Origin of the sequence: Marinococcus halotolerans DSM 16375 (assembly GCF_000420725.1) — a bacterium.
GTDB classification, from domain to species: domain Bacteria; phylum Bacillota; class Bacilli; order Bacillales; family Marinococcaceae; genus Marinococcus; species Marinococcus halotolerans.
This window is the reverse complement of the sequence record NZ_ATVM01000026.1, coordinates 1-24928: the sequence shown is the minus strand read 5'-3', so window position 1 is coordinate 24928 and position 24928 is coordinate 1. Positions and strand designations below refer to the sequence as shown.

Sequence of the window (24928 nt, the reverse complement as noted above, 5' to 3'; positions counted from 1 at the left end):
AAGAAACAGAGCAAAACAGGAGAAAGCATGAATGGATCATGGAAAGGATGGCTATTGCATGCATTTTCACTCCTTTCAATTACTTGTCACCAATTACGAGGAATGTATTCATTTTTACCATGACGTTTTAGCCTTGCCTTTCGTTTCGTCAACCGCGCTGAAAGACAGTGGAGACGTCGTTTTTGAGCTGGGTCAGCACCAGTGGCTGATCATACGGCCTAAGGCCTCCATGGCGAAAGCGATTGCCACCGGTGATTTAAGTGATTTTCCGGAGATGCAGGATGGTTTTGCATTCACTTTTCATGTTCGAAAATTGGAAACAACCATCGAACACATTCGTTGGCATGGCGGAGCCTGTAGTCATATTCAAGCAGATTCAACGGGCCGAAGGCGAATGGTTTATTTACGGGATCCTGATGGGAATTTGATTGAACTTATTGATGTTCGACGCCGAGGCTCCTGATAGATGGAACGGAGGTTGATTGCTTTTCGAGAAGATATTTAATACGAAGTTGACATACAAAAAGCGCCCTGGGTGCCGGGCGCTTTTTGTTAAATGAAAAAGGGGGAGGAAAACACCTCTTATGAAGGCGTTCCTCTTTCACCACAGTAAGGAATAAATACTAACAAAGCAATCGGACAAAGGTTTGAAATATACGGAAAAGATCTTCCCATAACCTCTATTGGGAATGGATCAATGTGGAAGATCACCCTTATTGTTTGATCGTAAGACGAATAGGTGGAGACATTTAATAGGAACCGACGGCTAAAAGAACCAGAATGAAAAAGATGCTCAAAGCGAGAGTGAACAAAACATATCGTGTGCATTGTTTCCACATGCTACTCCTCCTCGACAAGTATTTCTTTGATTGGGAATCAACACGTACCTCTATGGATCAATCAATATGTTTTTCCCGTGCGGACAATTCATAAACAATATCTAACAGCATGTTGTTGTCATGAAGACGTTTATAACTTGAGAATATCGTATATATAAAGGTAGCGAAAGTATTTAGCAGCAATATGTAGGTAAATTACTGTTTATGTGAAAAATACATTATGTGATAAAAAATCTCCCTTGGTAAAAACCAAGAGAGATTGTGCAGGGTTCATAAAGATAGGGAGACCTTCATCCTAACCTAGTAGTGGCTCGGGAACCCTGCAAACGTATTATTGCCATATTGTTCAACAAATAAACCAAAAATACGGGGTTTGGTGTTTAATATCCCGGCTGAACAGGTACAATCTTAAAAATAAGTATTTTATTGGTATATTTTTTTATACCAAGAAGAAGGGGGAGGAGGACGTGTATGCAGCAGCAGTTGTTTTATTGTTGAGTGGCATCATCCTGGCGAGTATCGGTCTTTATATTGCAGTGAAATACAGTGATTAGAAAGCCTGTAAGAAAAGGAATCGAATCATACCTTACAGCGGAAAGGTGACAACATGAAAAAAGTAAAAACATACATGACGGACTTAATGAATGAATTCAAAGAAGATCAAGTGCCTTTACTGGCAGCAGCTCAAGCCTACTATTATATATTATCAGTGTTTCCCTTATTGATTTTTGCGTTAACCATCCTCCCGTTTTTAAATTTGGATCCCAACATGGTAATGAATTTTATCACGCGATCCGTGCCTCCGGATACGGCGGCGTTATTTGAAGAGAATATTACCACGTTGGTGCAGGAACCCCGGGGAATTTTATTCGTTGTCAGCTTATTGGGTGCTTTATGGTCGGCGTCCAATGGGATTAATGCTTTTATCAAATCGTCCAACGAAGCCTATGATGTGGAAGAAACCCGTTCGTTTATCAAAGTACGGCTGTTGGCGATTGCGTTGACCTTCAGTATGGTCCTTACGCTAATTATAGCCATTGTTTTGCCCATGTTTGGGAATGTCCTGATCTCGTTTCTTACTTCGTTGTTAAGCTTACCGCCACAAACGGAATTATTATTCCAGGTCCTTCGTTGGGCGATTGGGATCACCGTCATGACAGCGATGTTGCTGCTGTTGTATCGATTTGCGCCAAACAAAACATTAAAATGGAAAGAAATTTTAGTGGGCGCTTTAACAGCAGCCTTGTTATGGCAGGTGGTTTCCCTTGGATTTTCGTTTTACGTCAGCAACTTTGGCAGTTATTCGGCGACTTACGGCAGTCTCGGGGGCGTGATTATTCTATTATTGTGGTTTTTCCTTACCGGACTGGTATTGATGATCGGAGCTGAAATGAACGTGATTATTCACCGCCGAAAAACGAAACGAGCCAACCAACAAAACAACACAGAAAAAGAAGCTACATGATCATCATGTAGCTTTGCCATCGAAAGGAGAGGGCCGTTGCTTGCTTCCTGGATCTTTATATTGAGTATCATGCTGTTGACGCTTATGATTTTAGCGTATCAAACCCGGGACTATGCCTGGACCGTAGAGGCCAAACGATTATTAGGAACGATCATGATATTGATCACGATCTTATTACTGATGAGCATTGGCTTATGGGCTTATGAATAGCACTTACGGGGTATTCGACGGCCCCCGGGAATGAGCGTTGGACGAAGATTCATTGTCCTGGAATCCCTGACGCGCTTCTTCTTTGGCTTGTTGGGCTTCCTCGACGGCTTCTTTTCCTTGCTCCTGAGCAACGTCCTGCAATTCTTCGCCGGCCTCTTTGGCCGTTTCAACGATCTCCTGAGATTCTTGTTTGACGGTTTGCAATTGGTTAAGCAAATCTCGACCATAACGGTCATAGATGGTTTGAAGCTGCGTTACCACGCTTTGAATCAACGACCAGGAACGTTGAAGGCGGGTTTTGACTTCTTCCGTGTCGATTTGTTCTTGGGCCTGTTGCACGCGTTCTTGAACATTAGTGCTTGCATCGTTCGTCTTGTTTTTGGACGAGGAACGGGTGGCCCACCACGCGATGCCGCTTCCAATTACCACTGTGGATAAAAGAATCGTAGGGACGAGGGCTTTGTTTGATGTGCTCATGCACGATCACTCCTTTACAAGAATGGGGTCAACACGTTTTCGGTGTTGGTCATCGTCCGAGAAGCCGGCGTGTTTTCGATGATAGTTATACTTATTGCCCGCCCTTCCCTTATTCAAACATTTGAATGTATAACATCAATCATAAGTACTATCTATTGTTTGAATGCATGAACGGAGTGGTAGGTGTTAGAAATAAGTCGTTCATGAAGATCGATACCAAGGCGAACGTAGGATTCAAGTCCTTCGCTTTTCGAAGGACTTTTTATATAGATAAATGAAACAAGGAGGTTAAGATTTATGTCATTAGCAGGTCTTGGTTTATTGATCATTGCCGTGGCGTTTTTGCTTATTGCCATTTTTGTCGTGATTACATTAAAAGCGGTGACAAGCACCATGAAGAGCTTATCCACCACGGCTGACCAATTTCAGCAGCAAATTCAGGGGATTACCACGGAATCCGAAAACGTGTTAAAGGAAACGAATGAAATCACGCAGCATCTGAATGAGCAGTCGGAATCGTTTAGCGAATTGGCGGACTCGTTGCGGAATGTTAGTACGACGGTTAATAATATCAATAGTTCGTTGGAGGGGATGTCGGAAGACGCCGCTCGAGCCTACGAGCAGCCGAATCCCCAAGCGATTCGCTGGATCCAGTGGGGAGACGCTGCGATGGAAATGTTTCGTCGGGGTAAAGCTAAACAACAAACATCGAAATCAAGGGGGAATCAGTAATGGATTTGGTTGGTATTGGCGTTTTGATCATGGGCCTGGCCTTTGCGGTCGTTGCCATCTTTTTAGTGAAAGCATTGAATAATCTGGCCAAGGTACTCGGTGGGGTTAATGAAACGGTTCAAGAGCTGCCGGGACAGTTGGACGGGGTGATGAAAGAAACATCGGTCGTGCTGAACAACAGCAATGAGACGCTGGCGGATGTGAATGAAAAAATTCATGCGTTGAGCCCGTTATTTTACATTATCGGTGACATCGGCGAATCGTCTCGGCAATTAACCTCTTCCTTGGTCCACGCGACAGAGACCATGCGTGAGCGGCAGGATCCGGAAGGGAAAAGCAAATTAAGTAACGAGCAGGTGCGCGGAGCGTACAGTGCGGTATCGACGATCTATTACTTTCTCCAGAAACGAAAAGCGATTCAGGAAGCTCGAAAACAGCGCCAGGAGTCTTCTTCCAGCGCGGCGCCGGGGAGTACCGTTGATCATCCACCACAACAAACGGAAGATACGCTCCCTAAAAATCCATAATGATTTGACAGAGATCATTACCTGATCGTTGAAGATCAACCATGAACGAGTGCCAATACGCCTAGGCAGGCATTGGTGCTCGTTTTCTATCCCAAAAGAAACCAAGGAGGCGTGCCGAAATGACAAAGCCCGAACCAATCTCCCATGCATTGACCTTTTCCTACACCTTCTCGTGCCCGGCGGTGGTGTTGTTTGATGTGTGGACCAGTCATCAGCATTTTGCGCATTGGTGGCCCAACGACCACGCTTGTATGTATGTCTGCGAATCCGTACTTGCCCCGCAGGGGGAGGTCCTGTTTCAGCAGGTGGCACCAGAAGGGTATGACGTTTGGGAAACCTTGACCTACCATGAAGTGAAAGAACCTGATTCGATTACTTATACGAAGAGCTTTTCTTCTCCCGAAGGAGAGGCGCTTGTGCTGCCATGGATGTCTTCGTTCCCTTTAGAAATATGGCATAAAGTGACCTTTCAAGAGGAAGGATCGGCCACCATATTAACGATTGAAGAAGCGCCGTATCGCGCCACCGAAGCGGAAAATCAAGCATTTTGGTTTTTGCGAGAAGCCATTCTTACCGTGTTGAAGAGGAAGATGGAACGGTTGGAGGAATATGTAGCGAAGCTTCCGAAAGAGTAGAGAAAAGAGCCGGATGCAAAAGGGAGAAAAAAAGTGCTTCCTATCGAGGCAGGAAGCGGTTCGCATGGTTAATCGCTCATGGAAGGACGAGATGTTTCTCGAATCCAGAGAAGCAATGTTTGTTGAATGTGTCGAAGACGGGTATGGATGGATGAAATGGGTTGATCGAAACGTAAAGCAAACACTGATAGTAATTGCCCGTAAGAAAGGTGACGTAGCAATGGATTCCGGCTATCCTGAAACCATTGCTGCCATAACGTGTAGTCGTCGGGGGAGAGATAGATGGCCGCGTGCCATTCTTCCAGGGTTACGAAGAAGTCTTCTTGTTCGAGGTCCCGGTGGTGATTCATACGTCTTCCTCCTTTCACATGTATGTTTATCATCATTAAGATGAATATACATACTATATATGTACCCCGGAAATAAAGGGAAGAAACACCGAAAATACCATGGAGCTGTTGGCCGTTTCATCGCCAGAGAAAAAAGAATAGATGGTTATGGGAGAAAAAAGGATTGTCTGTGCAAGGGGGAGATAATGGTATATGTATTTTTCATGAGTGTGGCGGCCCTTATGGTTTTGTTGCTTATTAATGGGTATCGACAAAAACAGTGGCACCGCGCATCGGCGGTCATGTTGTGGGTAGCTATTGGGGCATGTTTAGTAGCCGCGCTGGTCGTTGTGATTTGGAGTAACGAATAATGTTCAGTCCCAAGAAGAAAGGTTTTTATCAATAAGAAACAGCCAACCATGAGTGATACTGTAAAGGATGGAGAGGATGAACATGAAACAGCATTCCGTCAGGATTAATTTGGAGGAAGGATTGCAGGCGAGAAATACCACTGCTTTAGTGCGTCATGCCCTCGGTTATGATTGTGATATCATGATTGGGAAGGAGGGCCGCTGGGTTGACGGAAAAAGTCTGATGGGAATGATGCATTTGCATGGCCGAAAACACGAGTGGTTGACGCTAGTGACAAACGGTAAAGAGGAAGCAGCAGCTATCGATGCTTTAATAGCATTTCTAACAACTGCTTCCCCCCCCCCCGAAGACAAACTATAGTAGTTCTTCCTAATGCGTTTTCTGTGCGCTTTACGAGGGATAAAAAAACATGACCGAGGGAAACTTGTAAGGGGAAGGGCTGATTGACTTCTCCTGTAATTGGTATATAAGAACCTGTTCTTTTGAGATTATGAGGTATTATTAAAGGGAAAAGCCTGGCAGAGCACCTGTCGTTCTTTAAACAGCAGAAGAGGAAGGACATGGTAAAAACTATGTTAGAAGGGGCGAAAACGAATGACACTACACATTCGCGAATACACCAATAATGAACGTAGGCAACAAGATACCCCTCCCCTAGCCGATGCAGGTATTCATCGTAAAAATATTTATCTCATCGGTCATGAAAGTTTTTTATACTTCCGCTGATCCAAGACGAAAGAAAAATGTAAATCATCAACGGGGAGATGCTTCTAATGAATAAAGCCCACTTATTGACCGAAAAGCTGGCGCTGGAAGAAGAATATGCCCAAGGGAAGGTCCCCTATGAGGTTTTTCAGGAACGTTTGGAGCAAATTTACCAACAATTAGAACAAAAGAATCCTGAACCATAATTGGTATCACTAATGTTGATCAAGCACTCGCAAGACAGTTGCACGGCATGGTAATAGTTTAAGGTTATTGGAGCATTTTTATAATGTTTAAATCGTCAAATTAAGTTAGACACCATATCATTCTCCATGTACCTCATGAATCAAAGTCATGCTTGTTGCTGATTGACCGCCAGTTGGAGAACTCCTTGCCACAGTCGAAAGTGATGGATTTGAACAGGTGCTTGGGAAAGCGGCTGCACCACCGGCGCAGCGTGGTTTCAATATCTCCGGCCGTACGACCGGCTGGCTGAAGGGTAATAATCACTTTCGATAAGCGTTCGACCAGGGTAATCACGGCACTCTTGTGGTGACGGCCGACAATGGTGTCTCCCTCCAGGTGGCCAAATTCCTGTGGAAAGGCCGGGTAATCCTGCGCTCGGTCTGAAAGGGTCCGCCGAAACGACTGCTTTCCCCGGCGTTCCTGATGCCCGTTCGGTTTTCGCTTTCCTTTCATCGGCAGGGAGCTTCGATCCAGCACTCGGCGCTCGAATAGGCGGTACAGGGTGCGCTCCTGCCGGCCAATGATGACATCAGGCGTCCATCCGTCCCCGACTTTGTCAGTGACATAGGCTTGATCGGTTGCCGATAAGACCGTCGGTCTTCGACCACAACGCTGTTTATTGGCTTGATACCGCTGAACATAATCAAGGGCCCGATGCCCTTCCCGTAAGTAACTCACGACGTTGTGGATCGTTTGACGGGCGCGCCCGAGTTGCCTGGCAATCCGGGAAACTGAGAACTCATTCTGATTATACGCTTCTATGAGGACAACTTCATTCGTGCTAAGATGGGTGTAGGTCATTCGTGATCACTCCTGTGATTTCTTTGGTCGGAAATTCATTTTGAGTGTATCACGAGTGATCTTTTTCGTTGTCTAGCTTAATTTTACAATCGGCGTTTAAATAAATTTCAAATATCATAATTATTAAATCAATATAATTTAATGTTAGAGGATTCTTAAAAAATATTTTGTTATTTCCAATATTTATCTTATCAAAAAGTACAATTTCTATGTACAAAAGCCAAAGAAGCGTTTTGACTTCTGAAAAAGTCAAAACGCTTCTTTATTTAGCGCACGACTACTGATAATCGCGATTATGTTAATAAAAAATGAAATAGAAGAGGCATTGGAAAATAGCATCAAAAAAACAACGACTATCAAAAGAGAAAGTCGTTGTTTTCCTGTATTGTATACTCTTCAAGGGACGCTATCTATTCATGTCTATGGGGCGCAAGGAAGCATCCCTGGCCTGAACAATACCTCTAAGAGAGGCAAAAATGATTGTTAAGGCCATTATCGGCTGTACAAAGTTTATTAACTTGGGTGGTTCTCCGCATCGCCTCCGAAGTCATAAGGGGAATAAACACTGTCGTAATCGACGATGGTGCTCATGCCCAACTCGGCATGGTTATTATCGTGGCAGTGAAACAGCCATTCGCCTTTGTTGTTGGCTTCGAAGTAAATAGTATAGGATTCCCCGGGTTTGACATGCACCAGATCCTTCACACTTGGCTGATCCAGGGCGGTTCCATCCTGGGATTGGATCTGGAAGTCGTGGCCATGCAGGTGCATCGGATGATTCATGCTGCCATTGTTTTCGATCTCGACTTTAACGATGTCCCCGTCCTGGACATGGATGGGAGGGGTATCCGGAAAGGTGCGGCCGTTAATCTGAAAGCTCATGCCCCCGCCGCCCATATCCATGCCCATACTCAAGTCCATCGTATAGGAGACGTCCGGATCCGGTACCTGATCAAACAGAACGGTGTCGGTGCTTTGGTCGGCTCCGCGGGCAGTCGTCTCTGTTTCCGGCGAAGCCATCGCAGCCTCCGACCGGGACGTGCCCTCCGGCAGTACCGGGATACGCATGTCGCGGGCTTTTTCCTTGTTTCCCGGCTCCCCAAGGAAGACAGGAGTCTGGTCCTGCTTCGTATACGCGACGTCGATCCGCTCGCCGGGGGCAATTTCCACGATATCCGCGGAGGCGTCGTTGGAGGAGGTTGCTTCCCCGTCCACCGCGATCACCTCCGCGGACCCTTCCGGAAACGCCAGCTGGTGCTGCTGAAAGCCGGCATTCACGAGGCGCAAACGGGCAGTCTCGCCCTGCTCCATCTCGAGGGGGTCGATCGCTTCCCCGGCCTTTCCGTTCACGGTGAAGGTGTCATACAGGTCCTTGGTATCTGCTTCGCCGTCCCCGGACCGCCGGCTTTCCATCATTCCTTGGCGGCTGGCGGGCCCGTCTTTGGCCTGGTGGACCGGCCACTCATCGAGCATGAGCGTTTCTTCGACCTCATAGTCTTCGTTTTCCTCCGGGTCTTCGACGACCAGCGGCCCGTATAATCCTTTATCAACCTGCCTGGAACTGTGCTGATGCGAATGATACCAGTAGGTGCCGGCGTCTTCGGCCACAAATTTATAGGTGAATGATTCGCCGGGCTGCACCGCGTCCTGGGTGAGACCGGGGACCCCGTCCATATTGTTGGCCAGGTTCACCCCGTGCCAGTGAATAGTCACCGGCACGTCGAGGTTGTTGGTTACATCCACTTGCACAAAATCTCCTTGCTCCACCCGGAGTTCCTGGCCGGGTACGGTGCCGTTATAGGTCCATGCCTCCACGCGTTCCTTTTCCTCAATGGTCCATTCCTTTTCCTCGGCCGTAAGCGCAAAGGTTTTTTCCGGCCGGCCGGCGGCATTGGTGGTTTCGAGCGAAGCAATGCTTTGCCCGCCCCGGGTGACGCCGTCCGGCAGGGACCCCGAGCCGGAAGAAAAGAAGAACAAGTAGCTGCCAATGCCAATAGCGATCAGGCCTACAATCAAGGCGCTTCCTATCCATAGTCGGTGCATGCGCTCCCGCCTTCCTTCATTTAATGGTCGTTGATTTTTCGTTTCAACCGGTCGTATTCTTCTTCAGAAATGTCTCCGTTCGCGAGCCGTTGATCGAGCCGTTCCGATGCGGTGCCCGATTTGGTCCGGGACGAATGCTTGGTCGAAGGCCGAAACATCCAGACGAGCACCAGAATAATAAGAACCAGAAGAATGAGCACGAGAAAGCCAAAGCCAACCATCCCGCCGCTCATCATGCCGCTGCCGCCATTCATCATACAAAAACCTCCTTTAAATAAATATACCTGTAAGGGTAATTATAATTTATTAACGATTGAAAAAACAACCTTTTTTATTGGTTTAATTAAATACGGTGTGCGGGTATATGCATTTTGAATTGACTGAAGGAGGTATGAATCATGTCTGTACTAGCTGTTATATCTACGGTATCCTTAATTGTTTCAGCATTATGTACAGTGTGGGTAACTTGGGATGTGAAGAAACATCCACAACCGATGGTCATTATGAATGTTGTTTGGCCAGTGACCGTTATTTACTCGGGTCCTGTTGGTTTAATTTTCTATTATTATATTGGTCGGAGAGCTCATCAAGAAAAACCGATGTGGCAATCAACGCTAGCTTCCACGAGTCACTGCGGCGCGGGCTGTGCCCTTGGAGACATTATTGGTATTCCAATCGTCGTCGCGCTTGGATGGACCATTGCTGGAACTCGCTTATTTGCCGATTATATTGTTGAATTTACCTTGGCCTATTTGCTGGGTATTTTCTTTCAACTCTTTGCCATTCTTCCGATGAACGAAAAAATGACGAAACGGGAAGGATTAAAAAAAGCTATTAAAGCAGATACTTTAGCACTGGTTTTTTATGAGATTGGCATGTTTGGGTGGATGGCTTTAGTTCATTTTGTATTTTTCACGCACGCTCCGTCCCCGTCTGGTCCCACTTTTTGGTTTATGATGCAGATCGCTTTGATGATAGGCTTTTTAACAAGCTATCCAATTAATTGGTGGTTGGTCAAGCGAGGCATTAAACACGCAATGTAAAAACTATTGCAAATAGGATTGTTTCTCTGTCTTGTGATCAATCATATAGAGCTTGAGGGGAATGCAGAGGCTAAAAATTTAATGTACAACCAAAAAAGAAGGTGAACAAAAACGGCACGTGCTTCAAAAATGTTAATAAACTTTAGATAAGAGTCCTCATTCATCGTTGAAGAGGGCTCTTATCTATTGAACTGTTTCTCTTTTAAAAAGATGTTAGGAGTAAGGGAGTAGTAGCGCCTGTGATGGCGAGTATATAATAGTAGACAAGATTAGGAAAAAGAGGAGGTGGAAAGGTTGCGCGGAATGTTTAAAAAGTTGTTTAGGCACATCGCTGTTAAGTTAGCAATCATCTTGTTCTCGTTGTTTGTAGTGGTGTTGATTCCTCTTGCTTTCGTTATTCATGAGGTTATCTCGGGCTTTTTTTTCGAACAGGAAGTAGAAGAAATGCAGCAGAGTGTTTCTCACTACGGGTCCATGTACGAAGAAAACGGGACCATTGCGACGAGTGTTCTGGAGACATTAACAGCGGGGCATCAGGATGCGTACATGCTGGATGAATCTTTTCAAACGATACGACATGTGGGCAACAATACGAGCGTGTTTCCAAAAAATATTTCTTTAAAGGAACGGCAGAAAATAGAGGCTGGAAGCCCTGTAGAACGTACATATACTAATGAAGCCACAGGCGAAGAATATTTTGTGGTGGGAAGAACTCTTCAGGCTAACGGAAAAGTATCGGGAAGTATGTATCTATTATCTTCTCAATCAGCAATAGAGAGGGATATTCAGGAAGTCCAGCGACTCATTACACTTGCGGTTGTCGGAGCATTTCTCCTTGCGTTTGCCTGTATCATTATTCTGACCCGGCGCATGACGTTTCCGTTACTACAGATGGAACAGGCAACCCGGCAAATCGCAAAAGGGGAACTGGAGGTGAGGGTCCACCATCCGTCTAAAGACGAAGTAGGGTCACTCGGGACGGCCATTAATGACCTGGCTGAAGATTTAAAACAGTACCGGGATGCCCGGAGAGCTTTTCTGGCGGATATCTCCCATGAGTTACGGACGCCGGTCACATACATTAAAGGCTATTCCCACATTCTGAAGGAAAAACTGTACGATCAAAAGGAGGAAGAGGATGCGTACCTTACGATTCTCTCCGACGAAGCTGAACGGTTAAATCGTTTGGTGGAAGAACTGTTCGATCTGGCGCAAATGGATGACGGTCATATGAAATTAACCAAAAAACATTTGGCGTTAGCTCCGATGCTCGAGCGGATTGTCAAAGGGTTTGCTCTGCCGGCCCGCCAGCAGGGACTGGAACTGGACATAGACGTAGAGGAAGGACTGATTGTCTACGGAGATGAACTGCGGCTGGAGCAGGTATTCATGAACCTGATGACGAACGCCCTGCGTTACACGGAAAAAGGAAGCATCTCGATTCACGGCGGCCGCAACTCCAGTCATCAGCCGGTTATCACAGTAACAGATACAGGCATAGGGATCCCCCAAAAGGAACTGCCGTTTATTTTCGACCGGTTTTATCGTGTAGATAAGTCCCGGTCACGCGAAGGCGGGGGGACGGGCCTGGGGCTCGCGATTGTGAAGCAGTTAATGCATGCTCATGATGGCGATATTCAGGTTTCGAGTGTCCCGGGGGAGGGCACGTCATTTATATTAACGTTTGCCCGGCCCGGAAAAAATACGGAGTAAAGAAAAAAATTTAATGCTCTTCACAGTTTCTTCACATCAAGCGGGCACAATAAAAACAGGCAGGCGGGAAAGGGAATATCAAAAAAGAGAGGATGGTTTCAATGACTTACGAAGAATGCGTGCAGGAGTGCCTTCGTTGTATGGAACAATGCAACCGCTGTTTTGATGACTGCCTGAAAGAAGACGATGTGAAGATGATGGCAGATTGTATCCGTCTCGACCGTGAATGTGCGGATATGTGTGCTTTTGCAGCAAAAGCAATGCAAAGCAACAGTCCGTTTGCGAAAGAAATCTGCGCCCTGTGCGCAAAAATCTGCCGTGCCTGCGGGGATGAATGTGCCAAGCATGAGCATCATCAGCACTGTAAAGATTGCGCTGACGCCTGCTACCGCTGTGCAGATGCATGCGAACAGATGGCAAAATAACATGAAGGTACGGGGAACCGCTGGACCACGTCCGGCGGTTTTCTTCTATTATATAATGAACGTACATAGACAGCTGTTGATAAAGGACGTGAAGGAAATGAAGCATAAAGAAACCTACCGTATTCTGGTAGTCGATGATGAGTTTCCAATGAGACAGATGCTCCGCATCTATTTGCAGCACGGAGGCTATCAGGTCACAGAGGCAGCGGGGGGAGCAGAAGCGTTAAGCCAGTGGCGGAAGCAGTCATACGATCTGGTGATATTAGATCTCATGATGCCGGGGACAGATGGCTGGGCGGTTTGTGAAACGATTCGTTCTTCGAGTGCTGTGCCGATTTTGATGCTTACGGCCCGTGCCGGTCTCGAAGACAGAGTGGAGGGGCTGGAGCTGGGGGCGGACGATTATCTGGCCAAGCCGTTTGAGTCCAAGGAGCTGCTGGCCCGCGTACAGGCGCTGCTCCGCCGTTCGTATGATTTTCCCGTATCCTATGAACCATCGCATGAAATTGAACGGGGGTCGCTGCGGGTGGATCCCGAGAAGCGGTCGGTGTATGCAGCGGAAGAAGAAGTTGTATTGACCCCGAAGGAATTTGACCTGCTTCATACACTGATTGAAAAGCCGGGAAGGGTGTTCAGCCGGGAGTTGCTGCTCCAGCGGATTTGGGGCATGGATTACATGGGGGACGTTCGGACAGTAGATACACATATGAAAAATCTCCGGCTTAAGCTAAACGCTTTCTATCACGAAACAAATCCTGTTCACACTGTCTGGGGTGTCGGATACAAATTTGAAGAATCATAAGGAAGCTGTGCCAGAGCAATTAAAAGCGGGAAGGAGGAAAGGACAATGAGGTGGTTGGAATGGATCACGGCAGGAGTATTAATCATTGTCGGCCTGGGCTGCTTGACAATGTCTGCGGCCTGGGCTGCTCCTTTTACAAACGTGCATACGTTTATGCATCAATTGTTTTTGGTGTGCTCCTGGGTGTTTCTTCCGCTCGGTGCTTTCTTTCTTATTTATTACACGCTGATGGAAAAGTAGGAAGAAGGGAAAGAGGGGAAATACGTATTAAAGCGGATCTATCCATCGGCTGATCCGGAGGGTTTGGTCGACCGGAAGATAAAAGGTTTCGTGTGTTCGTATGTCCCTCACAAGCGGCAGGGTGGAAGAAATATCGTCGCAGCCAATGATAACTGCCGTGGTGCCGTTCGTTAATTGAACGGTGGACCCTGCTGGAAAGATCCCCAGAAATTCGCAGAAAAAGCGAATATATTCAGGGTCCAGCGAACCGGCTTCCTTTTGTAACAGTTGTACCGCCTGAAGCGGGGATACGGCTCGAAGGTAAGGGCGGTTCAGTGATAGAGCAGAATAGACGTCAAGCACAGATAACAACCGGACAGGATCTTCAAGCTTGGACGCCGGGACTCCATTTGGATAGCCGCTGCCATCCAGGCGCTCGTGATGCCGGTAAGCCATGGATGAAATAAGTTCAGAAAATCCGTGGTCTTTTAATATGCTGTACCCCTGCCTGGCATGGCTTTTCAACATGTTCCATTCCGCCACTGTCGGGGATGTTTGTTTTGTTAAGACAGTACGGGGAATCGCCGTTTTGCCAATATCATGAAGCAGCAGCCCGCAAGCCATTTCACGTATATTTGGCCATTCCAATCGGTGAGCAGCCAGAGAACCGAGAAGAAAGACGTCAAACGAGTGCCGGTAGGTATACATGTCCCAGGCTGCCAATTGTTGAAACAATTGGCGCACGGCCTGGTCCTTCATCAGCGAATGGAAAAGATACTCGAGCCAATGATAATAGGCGGGCTGTTGTAATTTGCCGCCTGCACGAAAGCCGTTATCGAGACCTGATGTATTTTTCAAAAACAAGCGACGGTCTTCAGGACTTATTGGCATGTCTATCTCACCTCTTTTTCTAGTGATAGAAGTGTCTCCATAAGCGTTGTTGGACACGGGCGCTACTGCAGGTAGGTAAACCAAACGTCCCCTCTGGTAGAGAGAACGTTTGATTTGCTTATAGCGGTGGTTTTCTTCACGGAATGGACGTTAGTTGCTGCGCAGTTCGCTTTCCGTTAACCATTTATGATTGGTGACTTCTTCCCCGTCCGTCGTGGTGAAATCGACCATGTACACGGTGGTTTCCTCTGCTGTATCGATGGTGGCCGTGGCGCCGTCCATGCCCTCCATATGGGAAACGTCAAGTACGGCGGTATCCCCCGGTTGTAACGATTCTTTGCCTGTGTTGTTCAATTCTTCATGGATGACCCATTTGTGATTTTCGACAAGGTCTCCGCCATCGGTTGGTTGAAATGTAACTGCATAGGCGGTCGTATCATAAGCTCCGATGATGGTGGCGGTCGCTCCTTCCATGCCTTCCATATGATTGGCTTCTATCGTGGCTGTATCCCCAACTTCAAATGTAGGGTTTTCAGCTTTTTGCAGATCATCCGGCACTTCTCCGGAGCTGGAATGATTCATATTCATGTCGCTTTGTCCTCCCATGGACCCCTTCATTTGGTGATGCTGGCCCTCCTGGTCGTTGTTCATCATGCCCATCATTTGTTGGCGAGCTTCTGAATTCATACCATCCATCATGTGCCCCATGGTTTCGGGCCCAACGATGCCGTCGACTTGAAGTTGGTGTTCTTGTTGATAAAGCATGACGTTTTCCCGGGTCTCCGAACCAAATATGCCATCGGTGTTCGTTTCAACCCCCTGGTTGGTTAATAACTGTTGGATGTGGCGAACGTGCATGTTGGCGTCCCCGGTACGTAAAATCCCCATGTTTTCGCTCATAGTGTCTTGCAACGCCATCATCGTTTGGGGCCCAACGATGCCGTCCACGGTGATACCAGTCTCTTTTTGAAACGTTTGTACGCTTTCGCTGGTTTCGGGACCAAAGATGCCGTCTACGTCGGTGGAAATGCCACGATCTTGCAACATTTGCTGGAGCATGTTGACCATTGGTCCCTGTGTTCCCTCGGCCATCATGCCCGAAGCCCCCCTTTCTTCGTGATGATCTTCCATTGAGCTAGGAGCGCTTGCGTTATCGCTTTGAGAAGCTTCCATGGTTACCGGGGCCACCAGCAGACCAAAAGTGGTCACAGCGACCCCCCATGTCATTGGTTTTTTCATTGTTTGCCTTCCTCCTTGCGCATTAAAGTGGGTACACTACTAGTTGTACCTCTTAGGTATGAAGAAACTGTGAAGATTTCTTAAAATCTGTCATGAGAGTAACTTTTTTCAAATAATTGCCTAGGGCTCATTTATAGGTTATCTTCATATTTTCTACACAGGAGCCCCTTATAATATAAACGTATGATTTCAATGAAACTCCTCCGCAAAACAGGGATTCGGAAAGCTATATGACCCATTTACAAGGGGGGAATTAGGGGGGAAAGTAGTCAATGTTTAACCCATGACTTGGGATGCCTATATCATAGGTGTGGAAGAGGCTTTAAATACATGAGATCCCCTATCGAAAGTTGTATAGTTTACCTAGAAGGTAATGAAGAATAGAAGCACTTCGGAGTGAAACGGAGGGACGTGAAAATGTCTCAGCAATTATCAGACCGATGAAATAGATGATAGCGGACAGGAGAACAAAAAAAAGAATTTTAACGATGACACATGTAGCAGTTAGGAGTGGCAAAAGATATGATGTATTCATCGATGCAACCGATCGACCGGGTGGCCTTTGAAGTTGGATCTGTGCCTATTTATTGGTACGGAATTCTCATTGGTCTGGGTGCTTTGCTTGGTTATGTATTAGCGTCTTATGAAGCAAAGAAACGGGGGCTTCCGGATGACATTTTTGCGGATCTGCTCATTTTCGCCATCCCAATATCAATCATCGGGGCCCGATTGTACTATGTCATTTTTGAATGGGGGTACTATGACCAGAATCTGGGAAGTATTCTGGCGGTATGGGAAGGTGGTCTTGCGATACACGGCGGATTGATTGGTGCCGTACTTACGGGCATCGTCTTTTCGAAAGTCAAGCGAGTCTCTTTTTGGAAGCTGGCGGATATTGCTGCACCGAGCCTGATTTTGGGGCAGGCAATTGGTCGCTGGGGCAACTTTATTAACCAGGAAGCCCACGGCGGCGAAGTGAGCCGTTCGTTTTTAGAGAGACTGCAGCTGCCGGAATTTATTATTAATCAGATGTATATTGAGGGAGCTTACTACAATCCCACGTTTTTGTACGAATCGCTTTGGAATATCGCGGGATTTTTCTTGCTATTAGGCCTGCGCCGGGTTAATCTCCGCCGCGGGGAACTGTTTTTAACGTATGTGATCTGGTATTCCTTCGGCCGCTTTTTCATCGAAGGGATGCGGACCGACAGCTTAATGCTGTTTGATACGATCCGCGTGGCGCAGCTGATTTCGGTGCTGTTGATTCTCGGAGCCGTAAGCCTAATTGTATATCGAAAAAGGGCCGGGCTTGCCCAAGCAAGATATTTAAGTGAAGACGGTCCCGGCATTTAGGGCAAAGACTTTGTTTTTAAGGTGGTGGGGACTGATTAGAATAGCACATTATCGAATAATAAAGATTAGGACAAGCAGCAAGCATGATAAAGGAAGGCGGGTACTCTTGCTAGTCCCCAACGTTAGGTTTTTGCCCAGCTGGTATAGGTTGAGCTTATTTTCTTGAACATAAGGATTTATCTTCGGTAAATGGTTGCCTGGAGAACTCCTTCAAACGATTTTAATCCTTCGTGGGGAGACGGGCCCATGAAACATTTGCGCTCTGCTGCTATCTGAAGTTCACCCATGATCTTATCCATTATGCGGAAGCCACGGTTCAAACACAGGGATTACGTTAGGATTAGACATGAATCAATGTTCACACCAAATGATTGACGATCTTCTAGAGACATCGAAACTTATGAGATAGGCTAAAACGTTTATGCGTTTATAGATGAAAATACAGGGGAAGGGTATTTGGAAATCGATATACTAGAAAGAAGGGATAATGTGGCAAATCACAACGATCAGAAGCATCAACACCACGAGGAGCATCATGATACTTCAAATGACGATCATGATCATCAAGGACACGATCATCACGATCACCATGAAATGATGATTCAAGACTTTAAGCGCCGGTTCATCGTTTCCGTTATCCTTACCATTCCTATTTTGCTGTTAACGAGCGCGATTCAACAATTTCTTGGATTAGACTGGGGATTCACCTATGATTCGTGGGTCCTCTTCGGATTAGCGACCATGGTCTTTTTCTACGGCGGTTGGCCATTTTTAACAGGGGCCATTGATGAAATCAAGCAGAAGAACCCGGGCATGATGACGCTGATCGGCCTAGCGATTGTGGTCGCGTATGGCTACAGCACTATGGTCGTGTTCGGCTGGTCCGGCAGAAATTTTTTCTGGGAACTAGCCACATTAATTGACGTCATGCTGTTGGGCCATTGGATTGAAATGCGTTCGATCATGGGCGCCTCGAATGCGTTGAAAGAACTGATTAAACTGATGCCCAATGAAGCCCATCGATTAAACAGCGACGGCAGCACCGAAGACGTGCCGGTCGATCAGGTGCAGAAAGACGATCAGGTGCTCATTAAGCCAGGAGAAAAGGTGCCCGTGGATGGAATTATTATCGATGGATCGTCGTCGGTTGATGAATCCATGCTGACCGGAGAATCGGTGCCGGTAGAAAAAAAAGTGGATGAAGAAGTGATTGGTGGGGCGGTCAACCAGGATGGCAGTTTAACGATCCGGGTGTCCAAGACGGGGGATGAGACATATTTATCTCAAGTCGTCACTTTGGTTCAGGAAGCGCAAGAATCGAAGTCCCGGGCGCAGGATTTAGCCAATCGTGCGGCCAAATGGCTATTTTACTTGGCCTTAGCGGCTGGTATTGGCACCTTCATCATTTGGATAGCTTTGGGCAATGCTATTGATATGGCGGTTCAACGGGCGGTCACCGTTATGGTTATTACTTGTCCACACGCGCTCGGGCTGGCGGCTCCGCTAGTGGTGTCCGTTTCGACCGCCATTTCCGCCAAGAAAGGACTGTTAATTCGCAACCGACCGCCATTTGAAAGTGCCCGCAATATTGAAGCGGTTATTTTTGATAAGACCGGTACTCTGACAGAAGGAAATTTTGGGGTTACCGATATTGAAGCAGACGGAGCCTATGACAAGCAGGACGTCTTGCGGTACGCGGCCGGGGTGGAACAACAATCGGAACATCCATTGGCTCGAGGCATTATGAGAAAGATGGAAGAGCAGCAGGAACGCCCGCCGACTGTGCAACATTTTGAAACGATGACAGGAAAAGGGCTGAGCGGTACGGTCGAAGGGAAACAGGTCCAAGTGGTCAGTCCCGGTTACATGAATCAGGAACGTATGGATTATGACACAGCGGTCTTTGATCAGTATTCGACGGGAGGAAAAACCGTCGTGTTTGTTCTGATTGACGGTGGTTACGCCGGCATGATTGCTCTCGCAGATATGGTGCGCGACTCAGCGAAGGAAGCAGTAGAAAGACTGAAGCAACAAAACATCGAACCGATCATGTTGACCGGAGATCATCAACGTGTCGCCGATTGGGTAGCCAACCAGCTTGGGATTGAAGAAGTGTATGCCGAAGTGCTCCCAGATCACAAAGCGGACCAAGTGAAAAAGGTCCAGCAGTCCGGTCGAAAGGTCGCCATGACGGGCGACGGCATCAATGATGCTCCGGCCCTCGCCACGGCGGATGTAGGAATCGCGATTGGAAGCGGGACGGATGTGGCAATGGAAACGGCGGACGTCGTGTTGGTGCAAAGCAATCCATTAGATGTTCTCTCCGTGATTGATTTATCCCGGAAGACATACCGGAAAATGATCCAAAACCTGTGGTGGGCAGCAGGGTATAACATTGTCGCCATTCCTTTAGCCGCTGGGGTATTGGCACCTTTGGGTATTCTCCTCAGCCCAGCTGTCGGGGCAGTATTGATGAGTGCCAGTACAGTTATTGTTGCTATTAACGCTCAACTGCTTAGGTGAAAATAAAAAACAAGGTAATGAAACAAGCTGCTTTCCTGATATCCTGGGAAGCAGCTTGTTTGATGCCTGTCATGTTATTATAGGGTACTTTTTTTCAAAAGGAGCCCCCGTTTCATAAATGGTAGAAATGTTCCTTTAATAACGATGGTCATTTCTGCGAACCATAGGCACCCATTTCATGTAAGTACCGATTCGCCAAACCCATTCCAATGGCCCGTAGTAAAAATATTTTAGCCATAATGGACTAACAAGTACTTGGATAGCAAACACCAGCACACCAATACTTAAAGCGTACACGTAGCTCGGTGGGTCCAAAACCCCAAAACCGTTGAAAAATGTTCGACCGCTTGGGCGGAACAGGCTCACAAAAATAAGCGACTGCAGGAGGTAATGAGTGAAAGTCATTTTCCCGACAGCAGTAAACATCGAAAGCCCAGTGGAAGCTCTTTGATGGCTTGTACCAATCAGAAGCAGTGCCTGGGCGATACTCATACTCACCAGAAAGGCGTAAAGATCGTCCAAATGATAAAGGATAGGGCTGTCGATTTTGATATAGCTCCCCGTTTTTCCTAGAATGCCGATAAGAAAGCAGCCCAGAGTGAATAGCCATTTGCGACCCCGGTTCTTAAGTACTTTTGAATAAAAGCTACTTCGATAAGCGTACATGCCGAAAAAGAAATAGCCGAAATGGTTGATCATCGACGACCATTCAATGAACAGATATTCAACCCCGGTTGGATAAGTTCGATTCGGAGGGAGGGCGTCTTTCATCCATTGTTCGGGGTCCATCTGAAGAGATGTGTACCCATTCAAAAGATCAATCCCGACAGCATAACCAATCCAAAAAAAGCATGCTAATCCCAACAGCCACCGGGGAGGAAGCCGGAGACAACCGAGCAGCACGAGCCCCGCTGAGGCGTACATGAGCAGGATGTCCCCGGCCCAGACAAAGTAGCCGTGAAGCCCTCCGACGAAAAACAGAATGACGAGCCGCCGGATAAGGGTGGGGTAGGGATTACCGCTTTTGTCATGCATCCGATCGTAAATGAGCACGAGGCTGAGGCCAAACATCATTGCAAACAACGGCCGGGCACTGTCTTCAAAAATAATTGAAATAATGGTTTTGAGGGAAGTGTCGAGCCATGTTGGATCAGTCATAACGACGCGGGAAAGCCCGGAAATATTGACAATAAAAATTGCAAGCAAAGCTACGCCGCGTATTTGATCAAGCATGTCGATACGCTGCCCTGGAGTATTATCGTGAGAGGGGGTCACTAGCGGGCCTTCTTTCTCTATTAGGTAACGAATATCTTAAATTTGAGCAAATCATTTATGATTGTATGAAAAAAATATGGAGAAAGTGTGAAGATCTTCATTGAGCTTATTCATAGAAGTACGTATCTACTGATCGTTGGAGTCTTCACTTTCGTACTGCTTGATTCTCGCTAGTAGCTGTAGCGATCGATGCGGTATATATAGAATTGAAACCGTACCTTTTGACCGGACATTCAATGCTGCATCGAATAAATGACGTGTTGAAATCCCTAAGTCAGTTTTTAATACATGGAGGAATATAAAACCAAAAACGGAAGGGCTTCTTTCAACAGGTCCGTCTCATCGGGTTAGCTTTATACTCAGCGAACAATTGACTTTGGAAATAGCAATTGGCGTTTGTCCGTTTTATGCTGAAGTGGATATGGATTAGATCCTGCTTTACTCAGTGATGGATAATATATGTATCTCTTTTCTTGAGTAGTTATTTGTAACACTAATTAGATGTTTTCGAGCATAGAGTAAAAGGGTTTGTGGTAGTCTGGTTGGTTGTTCTTTTGGTCAATAAAAAATTTCATTTACTGTATTTTTTCTTAATAAAGTGAAGAAAGAAACATCTCCTTCATCATTTAGGTATCATTGAAGGAGTTTTGATACGATCTGGTATTCTATCATCTGCACACGTCTCTTTAATTTAAGAAAGATATTAATGTTTGTATGGTTTGATTTTCGTAAACAATGAATACACCTAAACCAATGTATACAATGCTCATGATCCACCTACTAAATCTTTCTACAATTTCTCCAACTCCAGGAATATTCGATAGCTTCTGAGCTGTAAATACTAAAACAAAAATTAGAAGCACAAACACAAGTAACGTTACTACTAATTCTGCAATATTCAATGTTACAAAATAAGGTACAAACAATCCTATATTATCAGCACCACAACTAGCTATAGTAATTAGTGTTACGGTTCTTGCTAATTTACTTAATCCTCTTTGATCTAGTTGCCTTTCCACTTGCTCTTCATCATCATCGCCAGTAATAGCGACTTTAAGACCTAAGTAAATAGGTATTAAACCCAACAGCCCCAGCATCCATTGTTCTGGCACAAAGCTTAAAACATAAGCTAAAACCAGACTGATACCAATTAATGTTAGAGAGCCTAAATACTGTCCTATGTATATATCACGATATTGCCTTTTGGTATTCGTTCTTGCAAAGAAAATTAATAAAATAACTAACAAATCCACGGCTGTGGCCACATATAAAGTGATTGCTGTTCCAATCGTTTGAATCATAAAAAGCACCTCATTCAAAAACATTTTTGAAGGATATTTCTCGACAACATTCATCTAACAAAGACATCGGCAGGCAATAATGCTAATTTGCTGGTCATCAACGGTATACACTAATCGATGTTCGATATCGATGCGACTGAATGTAAAAACCAGCTAAATGGCCTTTTAATTTCTCTGGTTTCCCCATGCCATCTAACGCCCCGTCTCGTTCAATGCTTTTCATCAATTGATTAATGCGTTTGAGCATTTTTTTCCTTGGTTTGCCAATACTGATAATCCTGAAACGCATTGTGAGTGAATAAGACGTTCAACTTACTCATCGATATCAACGGTCGTGGTTTCTTCCTGGTTTAATTGATGGATGGATTCCGATAGATGCTTGGAATTGCTCGGGTTGTTTAACAGATAGATGGTTTCGAGATATTGATTGTATTCGTCTTCCGAGATAAGGACAGCGTTTCGTTCTTTGGTCGTGATGGTGACGGCTTCCTGGTCGTCGTTGACTTTATCTATCAGTCCCTTAAAGTTCTTTCGCGCATTGGAGTAATTCATGACAGTCATCGCTATCAGCTCCTTTTTTATATTGTACAATATATCGATAATCCTACCATCTTGTTATCGTTTGAATAAAAATGAAAATCTTTAGCGTTGTAAAAAGTAGACTTTTATAAGACGGTTGATACATAGGTCAAAAACCATTAGTACTTCTTTCAAAACCCTGCTGAAGCTTTTTAGTACGTATCAGAAGTTTGGCGAATATTATGAAAGGTTTTCAAAGTTCTCTTATTGAATAAACTAAATAATTACGTTTACATAAACGTAATTATTTAGTTTATTCATATTTGTATTTTTAACCAACTATACACTAGGTGTGCATGATAAAATAAAGCACAAAGAAAGTTGGGCTTTCCTTAGATTTTTATTAATGTTACTTTTTCTATTATATAACTTTGAAACATTGTATCATTAGAATCTAAGTGTTAAAGTTAAAGGATACATTTCCTTACGAGTAATAACTTCCAGAACCACTTTACTACTAGCTCAATATATGAACGTAAACATGTGAAAAATCTCTAATAAAAGGTAGGAAAACAAACATGAACAATAATTTAAATAATAAAGAAATTCACGATAACACGCCAAAGAGAAATTCATCTTCAGATGAATTTCAAAAAAAAGAAGCTCATGCAGCCAAAGAAGATGCTAAATTACGTGATATTGAAGTGAAGCCCTCTCGGGAAGGAGCTAAAGATATTACTCCTTTAAAAGGGAGTAGGTCGAAATACGTATCTGTTCATTGTTCACCAGAAGACAAAGAACGCCTTAAAGAAATGGCAATTATGAATGAAACCACGATGGTTCATCTAATGGAAATAGGTGTGCAACATATGGCTACAAAAGAAAATTTCGATTTACAAGAGAAAGTTTCCAACCTCCAATATTCGCCTACGATACGAATTAATCCTGATGATAAAAAAACATTAAAGAAACTTGCTTTTAAGTATAGAACGACAAATTTAAATATGATTGCAAACATCGTGGGATATTTAGAAAATCGTTATAAGTAAGTACAGGTTAATTGTTTTTTGAATACTTTAATTATGTTTACTGAAACTTAAATGTTTCAGTAAACATAATTAATCATGAATTTAACGAATATAAGTCAAGGGAACCTTATATGAAGTAATGGCACGTATGAGCAGTTGAATAGTGGTATCTTGTTGATAGCATTGTTAGTCATAATGAGTTTTTGATGTGAACTTGGAACCAGAAAATCCACGAGATGGTCATGATCGTTTCCGGTACCACCGCCATGTTTTTCGTCATGCTATTTGACTTTATCGTTGAATAGAATAGGTATTATAAGCGATCCGATTAAAGGGAAGGAAGTCAGATATTGGCTCCTTGATTTTCTTTGAAAATTAGTTAACATAAGATATATTATCGGAAGTTTATAGTTGGTGTCTCAATATAATAAGTAGTCTTCGTGTTTTGAGACAGAAAACGGAAATCACCACCGGTTTCTCCGTGATTCTGCTTTATTCATATAATATTTCATGTGGTTTACTCCATGCTCACAGCTGTCGATCGACCGATCTAATCGATCAAAGCCATCCGTAAATGTTTGTTCTAACTGTTGAAGATCGTCGTCCATCTTGTCTAGCTTGTTCTTAATTTTATCGATCATTTGCAAGAGGCGGTCGCAATGCTCATTCATTTCTTTATTCATGTCAGGTCCTCTCTAAAAATACCAATTTAAATAGTAACCTAGGTTTTTGAGATTTTAACCCGGTAATATTCACGTTCTAAGGAACATTCGTGTTCTTTTGCTACTTATTGTTGAATTATCGTTTCAGTGTCTGGGACCACTCCAGGTTAAGAAATTTTTCATCTAAATAATAAAGAGAAGATTGAGCAACGTTTACAGTAATAAGGATATCCTATGAGAAAAAATGAGAGCGTAAAATATTTTGTGTAAACGAGCGAACACGAAAAAAGGAAGTCCTTTTCTAGTAGAATGAAGTTAGCCGACCACATTCACAGAAAAGAGGACTTCCCTATGAATAATTTTACTACAGATATTGCTCACGCTCTAGTCCAACATCAGGATGTCAACGAGATCTTCCGATCTCATTTGGAACACGCCGTCAATCAGCTGCTTCAAACCGAATTAACGTCTTTTTTGGATTACGAGAAGTACGATGCGGCCGGCATTGGTTCCGGCAATTCCCGCAACGGCACGTACGAGCGCACGCTGAAAAC

Annotated in this window: 27 protein-coding genes and 3 pseudogenes; 17 read left to right on the top strand and 13 right to left on the bottom strand. The window is 45.0% G+C overall.

Going from position 1 to position 24928, the window contains the following annotated elements:
- Window positions 1-31: 31 nt before the first annotated feature.
- The 3 genes from G548_RS0114690 (at window position 32) to G548_RS19370 (ending at window position 2514) form a co-directional block, all read left to right on the top strand.
- Window positions 32-463: a VOC family protein gene (locus G548_RS0114690; protein ID WP_022794911.1), complete on the top strand. Its 432-nt coding sequence runs from the start codon at window positions 32-34 to the stop codon at window positions 461-463.
- A gap of 983 nt (window positions 464-1446) precedes the next feature.
- A complete protein-coding gene (locus G548_RS0114675; protein ID WP_022794909.1) occupies window positions 1447-2304 on the top strand; it encodes a YihY/virulence factor BrkB family protein in 858 nt (285 codons plus the stop codon).
- A gap of 36 nt (window positions 2305-2340) precedes the next feature.
- The gene (locus G548_RS19370) at window positions 2341-2514 is read left to right on the top strand and encodes a hypothetical protein (protein WP_022794908.1); all 174 of its coding nucleotides are present in this window, start codon (window positions 2341-2343) and stop codon (window positions 2512-2514) included.
- Window positions 2515-2517: 3 nt separating this feature from the next.
- On the opposite strand, the gene G548_RS0114665 is transcribed toward G548_RS19370, so the two are convergent.
- Entirely contained in the window at window positions 2518-2991 is a 474-nt protein-coding gene (locus tag G548_RS0114665) for an ATP synthase subunit B family protein (protein ID WP_022794907.1), read from the bottom strand.
- 297 nt (window positions 2992-3288) lie between these two features.
- Between G548_RS0114665 and G548_RS0114660 the strand changes: the two genes are divergently transcribed.
- The 3 genes from G548_RS0114660 to G548_RS0114650 all read left to right on the top strand — a co-directional run bounded on the left by G548_RS0114660 (window position 3289) and on the right by G548_RS0114650 (window position 4885).
- Window positions 3289-3723: a DUF948 domain-containing protein gene (locus G548_RS0114660; protein ID WP_022794906.1), complete on the top strand. Its 435-nt coding sequence runs from the start codon at window positions 3289-3291 to the stop codon at window positions 3721-3723.
- Window positions 3723-4250 (top strand): DUF948 domain-containing protein, encoded by a 528-nt coding sequence (locus G548_RS18390; RefSeq protein WP_022794905.1) that lies wholly within the window; start codon window positions 3723-3725, stop codon window positions 4248-4250. Before G548_RS0114660 ends, G548_RS18390 begins: the two co-directional genes overlap by 1 nt.
- Before the next feature lie 119 nt (window positions 4251-4369).
- Window positions 4370-4885, top strand: coding sequence for an SRPBCC family protein (locus G548_RS0114650; protein ID WP_022794904.1), 516 nt, complete (start codon window positions 4370-4372; stop codon window positions 4883-4885).
- 68 nt (window positions 4886-4953) lie between these two features.
- Here the strand turns inward: G548_RS0114650 and G548_RS0114645 are convergent, their stop codons facing one another.
- Window positions 4954-5235: a hypothetical protein gene (locus G548_RS0114645; protein ID WP_022794903.1), complete on the bottom strand. Its 282-nt coding sequence runs from the start codon at window positions 5233-5235 to the stop codon at window positions 4954-4956.
- A gap of 426 nt (window positions 5236-5661) precedes the next feature.
- Between G548_RS0114645 and G548_RS18385 the strand changes: the two genes are divergently transcribed.
- Both G548_RS18385 and G548_RS19365 read left to right on the top strand, forming a co-directional pair.
- Entirely contained in the window at window positions 5662-5946 is a 285-nt protein-coding gene (locus G548_RS18385) for an HPr family phosphocarrier protein (RefSeq protein ID WP_022794901.1), read from the top strand.
- 413 nt (window positions 5947-6359) lie between these two features.
- Window positions 6360-6497, top strand: coding sequence for a hypothetical protein (locus tag G548_RS19365; RefSeq protein WP_022794900.1), 138 nt, complete (start codon window positions 6360-6362; stop codon window positions 6495-6497).
- Between the two features lie 145 nt (window positions 6498-6642).
- On the opposite strand, the pseudogene G548_RS18380 reads toward G548_RS19365, so the two are convergent.
- The 3 genes and pseudogenes from G548_RS18380 to G548_RS0114610 form a co-directional block, all read right to left on the bottom strand.
- Window positions 6643-7338: pseudogene (locus G548_RS18380) on the bottom strand (IS30 family transposase); the annotation flags it as partial.
- 513 nt (window positions 7339-7851) lie between these two features.
- Window positions 7852-9381, bottom strand: coding sequence for a multicopper oxidase family protein (locus G548_RS18375; RefSeq protein ID WP_084687375.1), 1530 nt, complete (start codon window positions 9379-9381; stop codon window positions 7852-7854).
- Window positions 9382-9401: 20 nt separating this feature from the next.
- Window positions 9402-9638, bottom strand: coding sequence for an SHOCT domain-containing protein (locus G548_RS0114610; protein WP_022794896.1), 237 nt, complete (start codon window positions 9636-9638; stop codon window positions 9402-9404).
- A 141-nt stretch (window positions 9639-9779) separates the two neighbouring features.
- On the opposite strand from G548_RS0114610, the gene G548_RS0114605 reads away from it, so the two are divergent.
- From G548_RS0114605 to G548_RS0114585, 5 genes are all read left to right on the top strand, one after another.
- Window positions 9780-10424 (top strand): DUF4396 domain-containing protein, encoded by a 645-nt coding sequence (locus G548_RS0114605; RefSeq protein WP_022794895.1) that lies wholly within the window; start codon window positions 9780-9782, stop codon window positions 10422-10424.
- A 303-nt stretch (window positions 10425-10727) separates the two neighbouring features.
- Window positions 10728-12137: a sensor histidine kinase gene (locus G548_RS0114600; RefSeq protein WP_040881141.1), complete on the top strand. Its 1410-nt coding sequence runs from the start codon at window positions 10728-10730 to the stop codon at window positions 12135-12137.
- Window positions 12138-12229: 92 nt separating this feature from the next.
- The gene (locus tag G548_RS0114595; protein ID WP_027847450.1) at window positions 12230-12562 is read left to right on the top strand and encodes a four-helix bundle copper-binding protein; all 333 of its coding nucleotides are present in this window, start codon (window positions 12230-12232) and stop codon (window positions 12560-12562) included.
- A 97-nt stretch (window positions 12563-12659) separates the two neighbouring features.
- Window positions 12660-13364 (top strand): response regulator transcription factor, encoded by a 705-nt coding sequence (locus G548_RS0114590; protein WP_022794892.1) that lies wholly within the window; start codon window positions 12660-12662, stop codon window positions 13362-13364.
- A 45-nt stretch (window positions 13365-13409) separates the two neighbouring features.
- The gene (locus G548_RS0114585; protein ID WP_022794891.1) at window positions 13410-13604 is read left to right on the top strand and encodes a hypothetical protein; all 195 of its coding nucleotides are present in this window, start codon (window positions 13410-13412) and stop codon (window positions 13602-13604) included.
- A 27-nt stretch (window positions 13605-13631) separates the two neighbouring features.
- Here G548_RS0114585 and G548_RS0114580 read toward each other — a convergent pair whose 3' ends face one another.
- The 3 genes and pseudogenes from G548_RS0114580 to G548_RS19725 form a co-directional block, all read right to left on the bottom strand.
- Window positions 13632-14474, bottom strand: a complete 843-nt coding sequence (locus tag G548_RS0114580) for an HD-GYP domain-containing protein (RefSeq protein ID WP_022794890.1) — start codon at window positions 14472-14474, stop codon at window positions 13632-13634.
- 150 nt (window positions 14475-14624) lie between these two features.
- Window positions 14625-15332 carry a DUF1541 domain-containing protein gene (locus G548_RS19610; RefSeq protein ID WP_425411526.1) on the bottom strand — a complete coding sequence of 236 codons (708 nt, stop codon included), beginning with the start codon at window positions 15330-15332 and terminating at the stop codon, window positions 14625-14627.
- 63 nt (window positions 15333-15395) lie between these two features.
- Window positions 15396-15542 (bottom strand): annotated as a pseudogene (locus G548_RS19725) (peptidoglycan-binding domain-containing protein); the annotation flags it as partial.
- A 696-nt stretch (window positions 15543-16238) separates the two neighbouring features.
- Between G548_RS19725 and lgt the strand changes: the two are divergent.
- Window positions 16239-17066, top strand: a complete 828-nt coding sequence (lgt, locus tag G548_RS0114570) for a prolipoprotein diacylglyceryl transferase (protein ID WP_027847449.1) — start codon at window positions 16239-16241, stop codon at window positions 17064-17066.
- A 456-nt stretch (window positions 17067-17522) separates the two neighbouring features.
- Window positions 17523-19589: a heavy metal translocating P-type ATPase gene (locus G548_RS0114565; protein ID WP_022794887.1), complete on the top strand. Its 2067-nt coding sequence runs from the start codon at window positions 17523-17525 to the stop codon at window positions 19587-19589.
- A gap of 135 nt (window positions 19590-19724) precedes the next feature.
- Here G548_RS0114565 and G548_RS0114560 read toward each other — a convergent pair whose 3' ends face one another.
- From G548_RS0114560 to G548_RS0114550, 4 genes and pseudogenes are all read right to left on the bottom strand, one after another.
- A complete protein-coding gene (locus G548_RS0114560) occupies window positions 19725-20864 on the bottom strand; it encodes a DUF418 domain-containing protein (protein ID WP_022794886.1) in 1140 nt (379 codons plus the stop codon).
- A 686-nt stretch (window positions 20865-21550) separates the two neighbouring features.
- Window positions 21551-22165 (bottom strand): CadD family cadmium resistance transporter, encoded by a 615-nt coding sequence (locus tag G548_RS0114555; protein ID WP_022794885.1) that lies wholly within the window; start codon window positions 22163-22165, stop codon window positions 21551-21553.
- Window positions 22166-22219: 54 nt separating this feature from the next.
- Window positions 22220-22485 (bottom strand): annotated as a pseudogene (locus G548_RS19075) (Txe/YoeB family addiction module toxin).
- Window positions 22478-22726 (bottom strand): type II toxin-antitoxin system Phd/YefM family antitoxin, encoded by a 249-nt coding sequence (locus G548_RS0114550; protein ID WP_022794884.1) that lies wholly within the window; start codon window positions 22724-22726, stop codon window positions 22478-22480. Before G548_RS0114550 ends, G548_RS19075 begins: the two are co-directional and overlap by 8 nt.
- Window positions 22727-23262: 536 nt before the next feature.
- Here G548_RS0114550 and G548_RS0114545 point away from each other — a divergent pair.
- Complete coding sequence (locus G548_RS0114545; RefSeq protein WP_022794883.1) at window positions 23263-23733, top strand: ribbon-helix-helix domain-containing protein; 471 nt, start codon at window positions 23263-23265, stop codon at window positions 23731-23733.
- 443 nt (window positions 23734-24176) lie between these two features.
- Here G548_RS0114545 and G548_RS0114540 read toward each other — a convergent pair whose 3' ends face one another.
- Complete coding sequence (locus G548_RS0114540) at window positions 24177-24395, bottom strand: hypothetical protein (RefSeq protein WP_022794882.1); 219 nt, start codon at window positions 24393-24395, stop codon at window positions 24177-24179.
- Between the two features lie 330 nt (window positions 24396-24725).
- Here G548_RS0114540 and G548_RS0114535 point away from each other — a divergent pair.
- Window positions 24726-24928, top strand: a 203-nt coding sequence (locus G548_RS0114535; RefSeq protein ID WP_022794881.1) for a transposase, incomplete at its 3' end; no start/stop codon positions are given.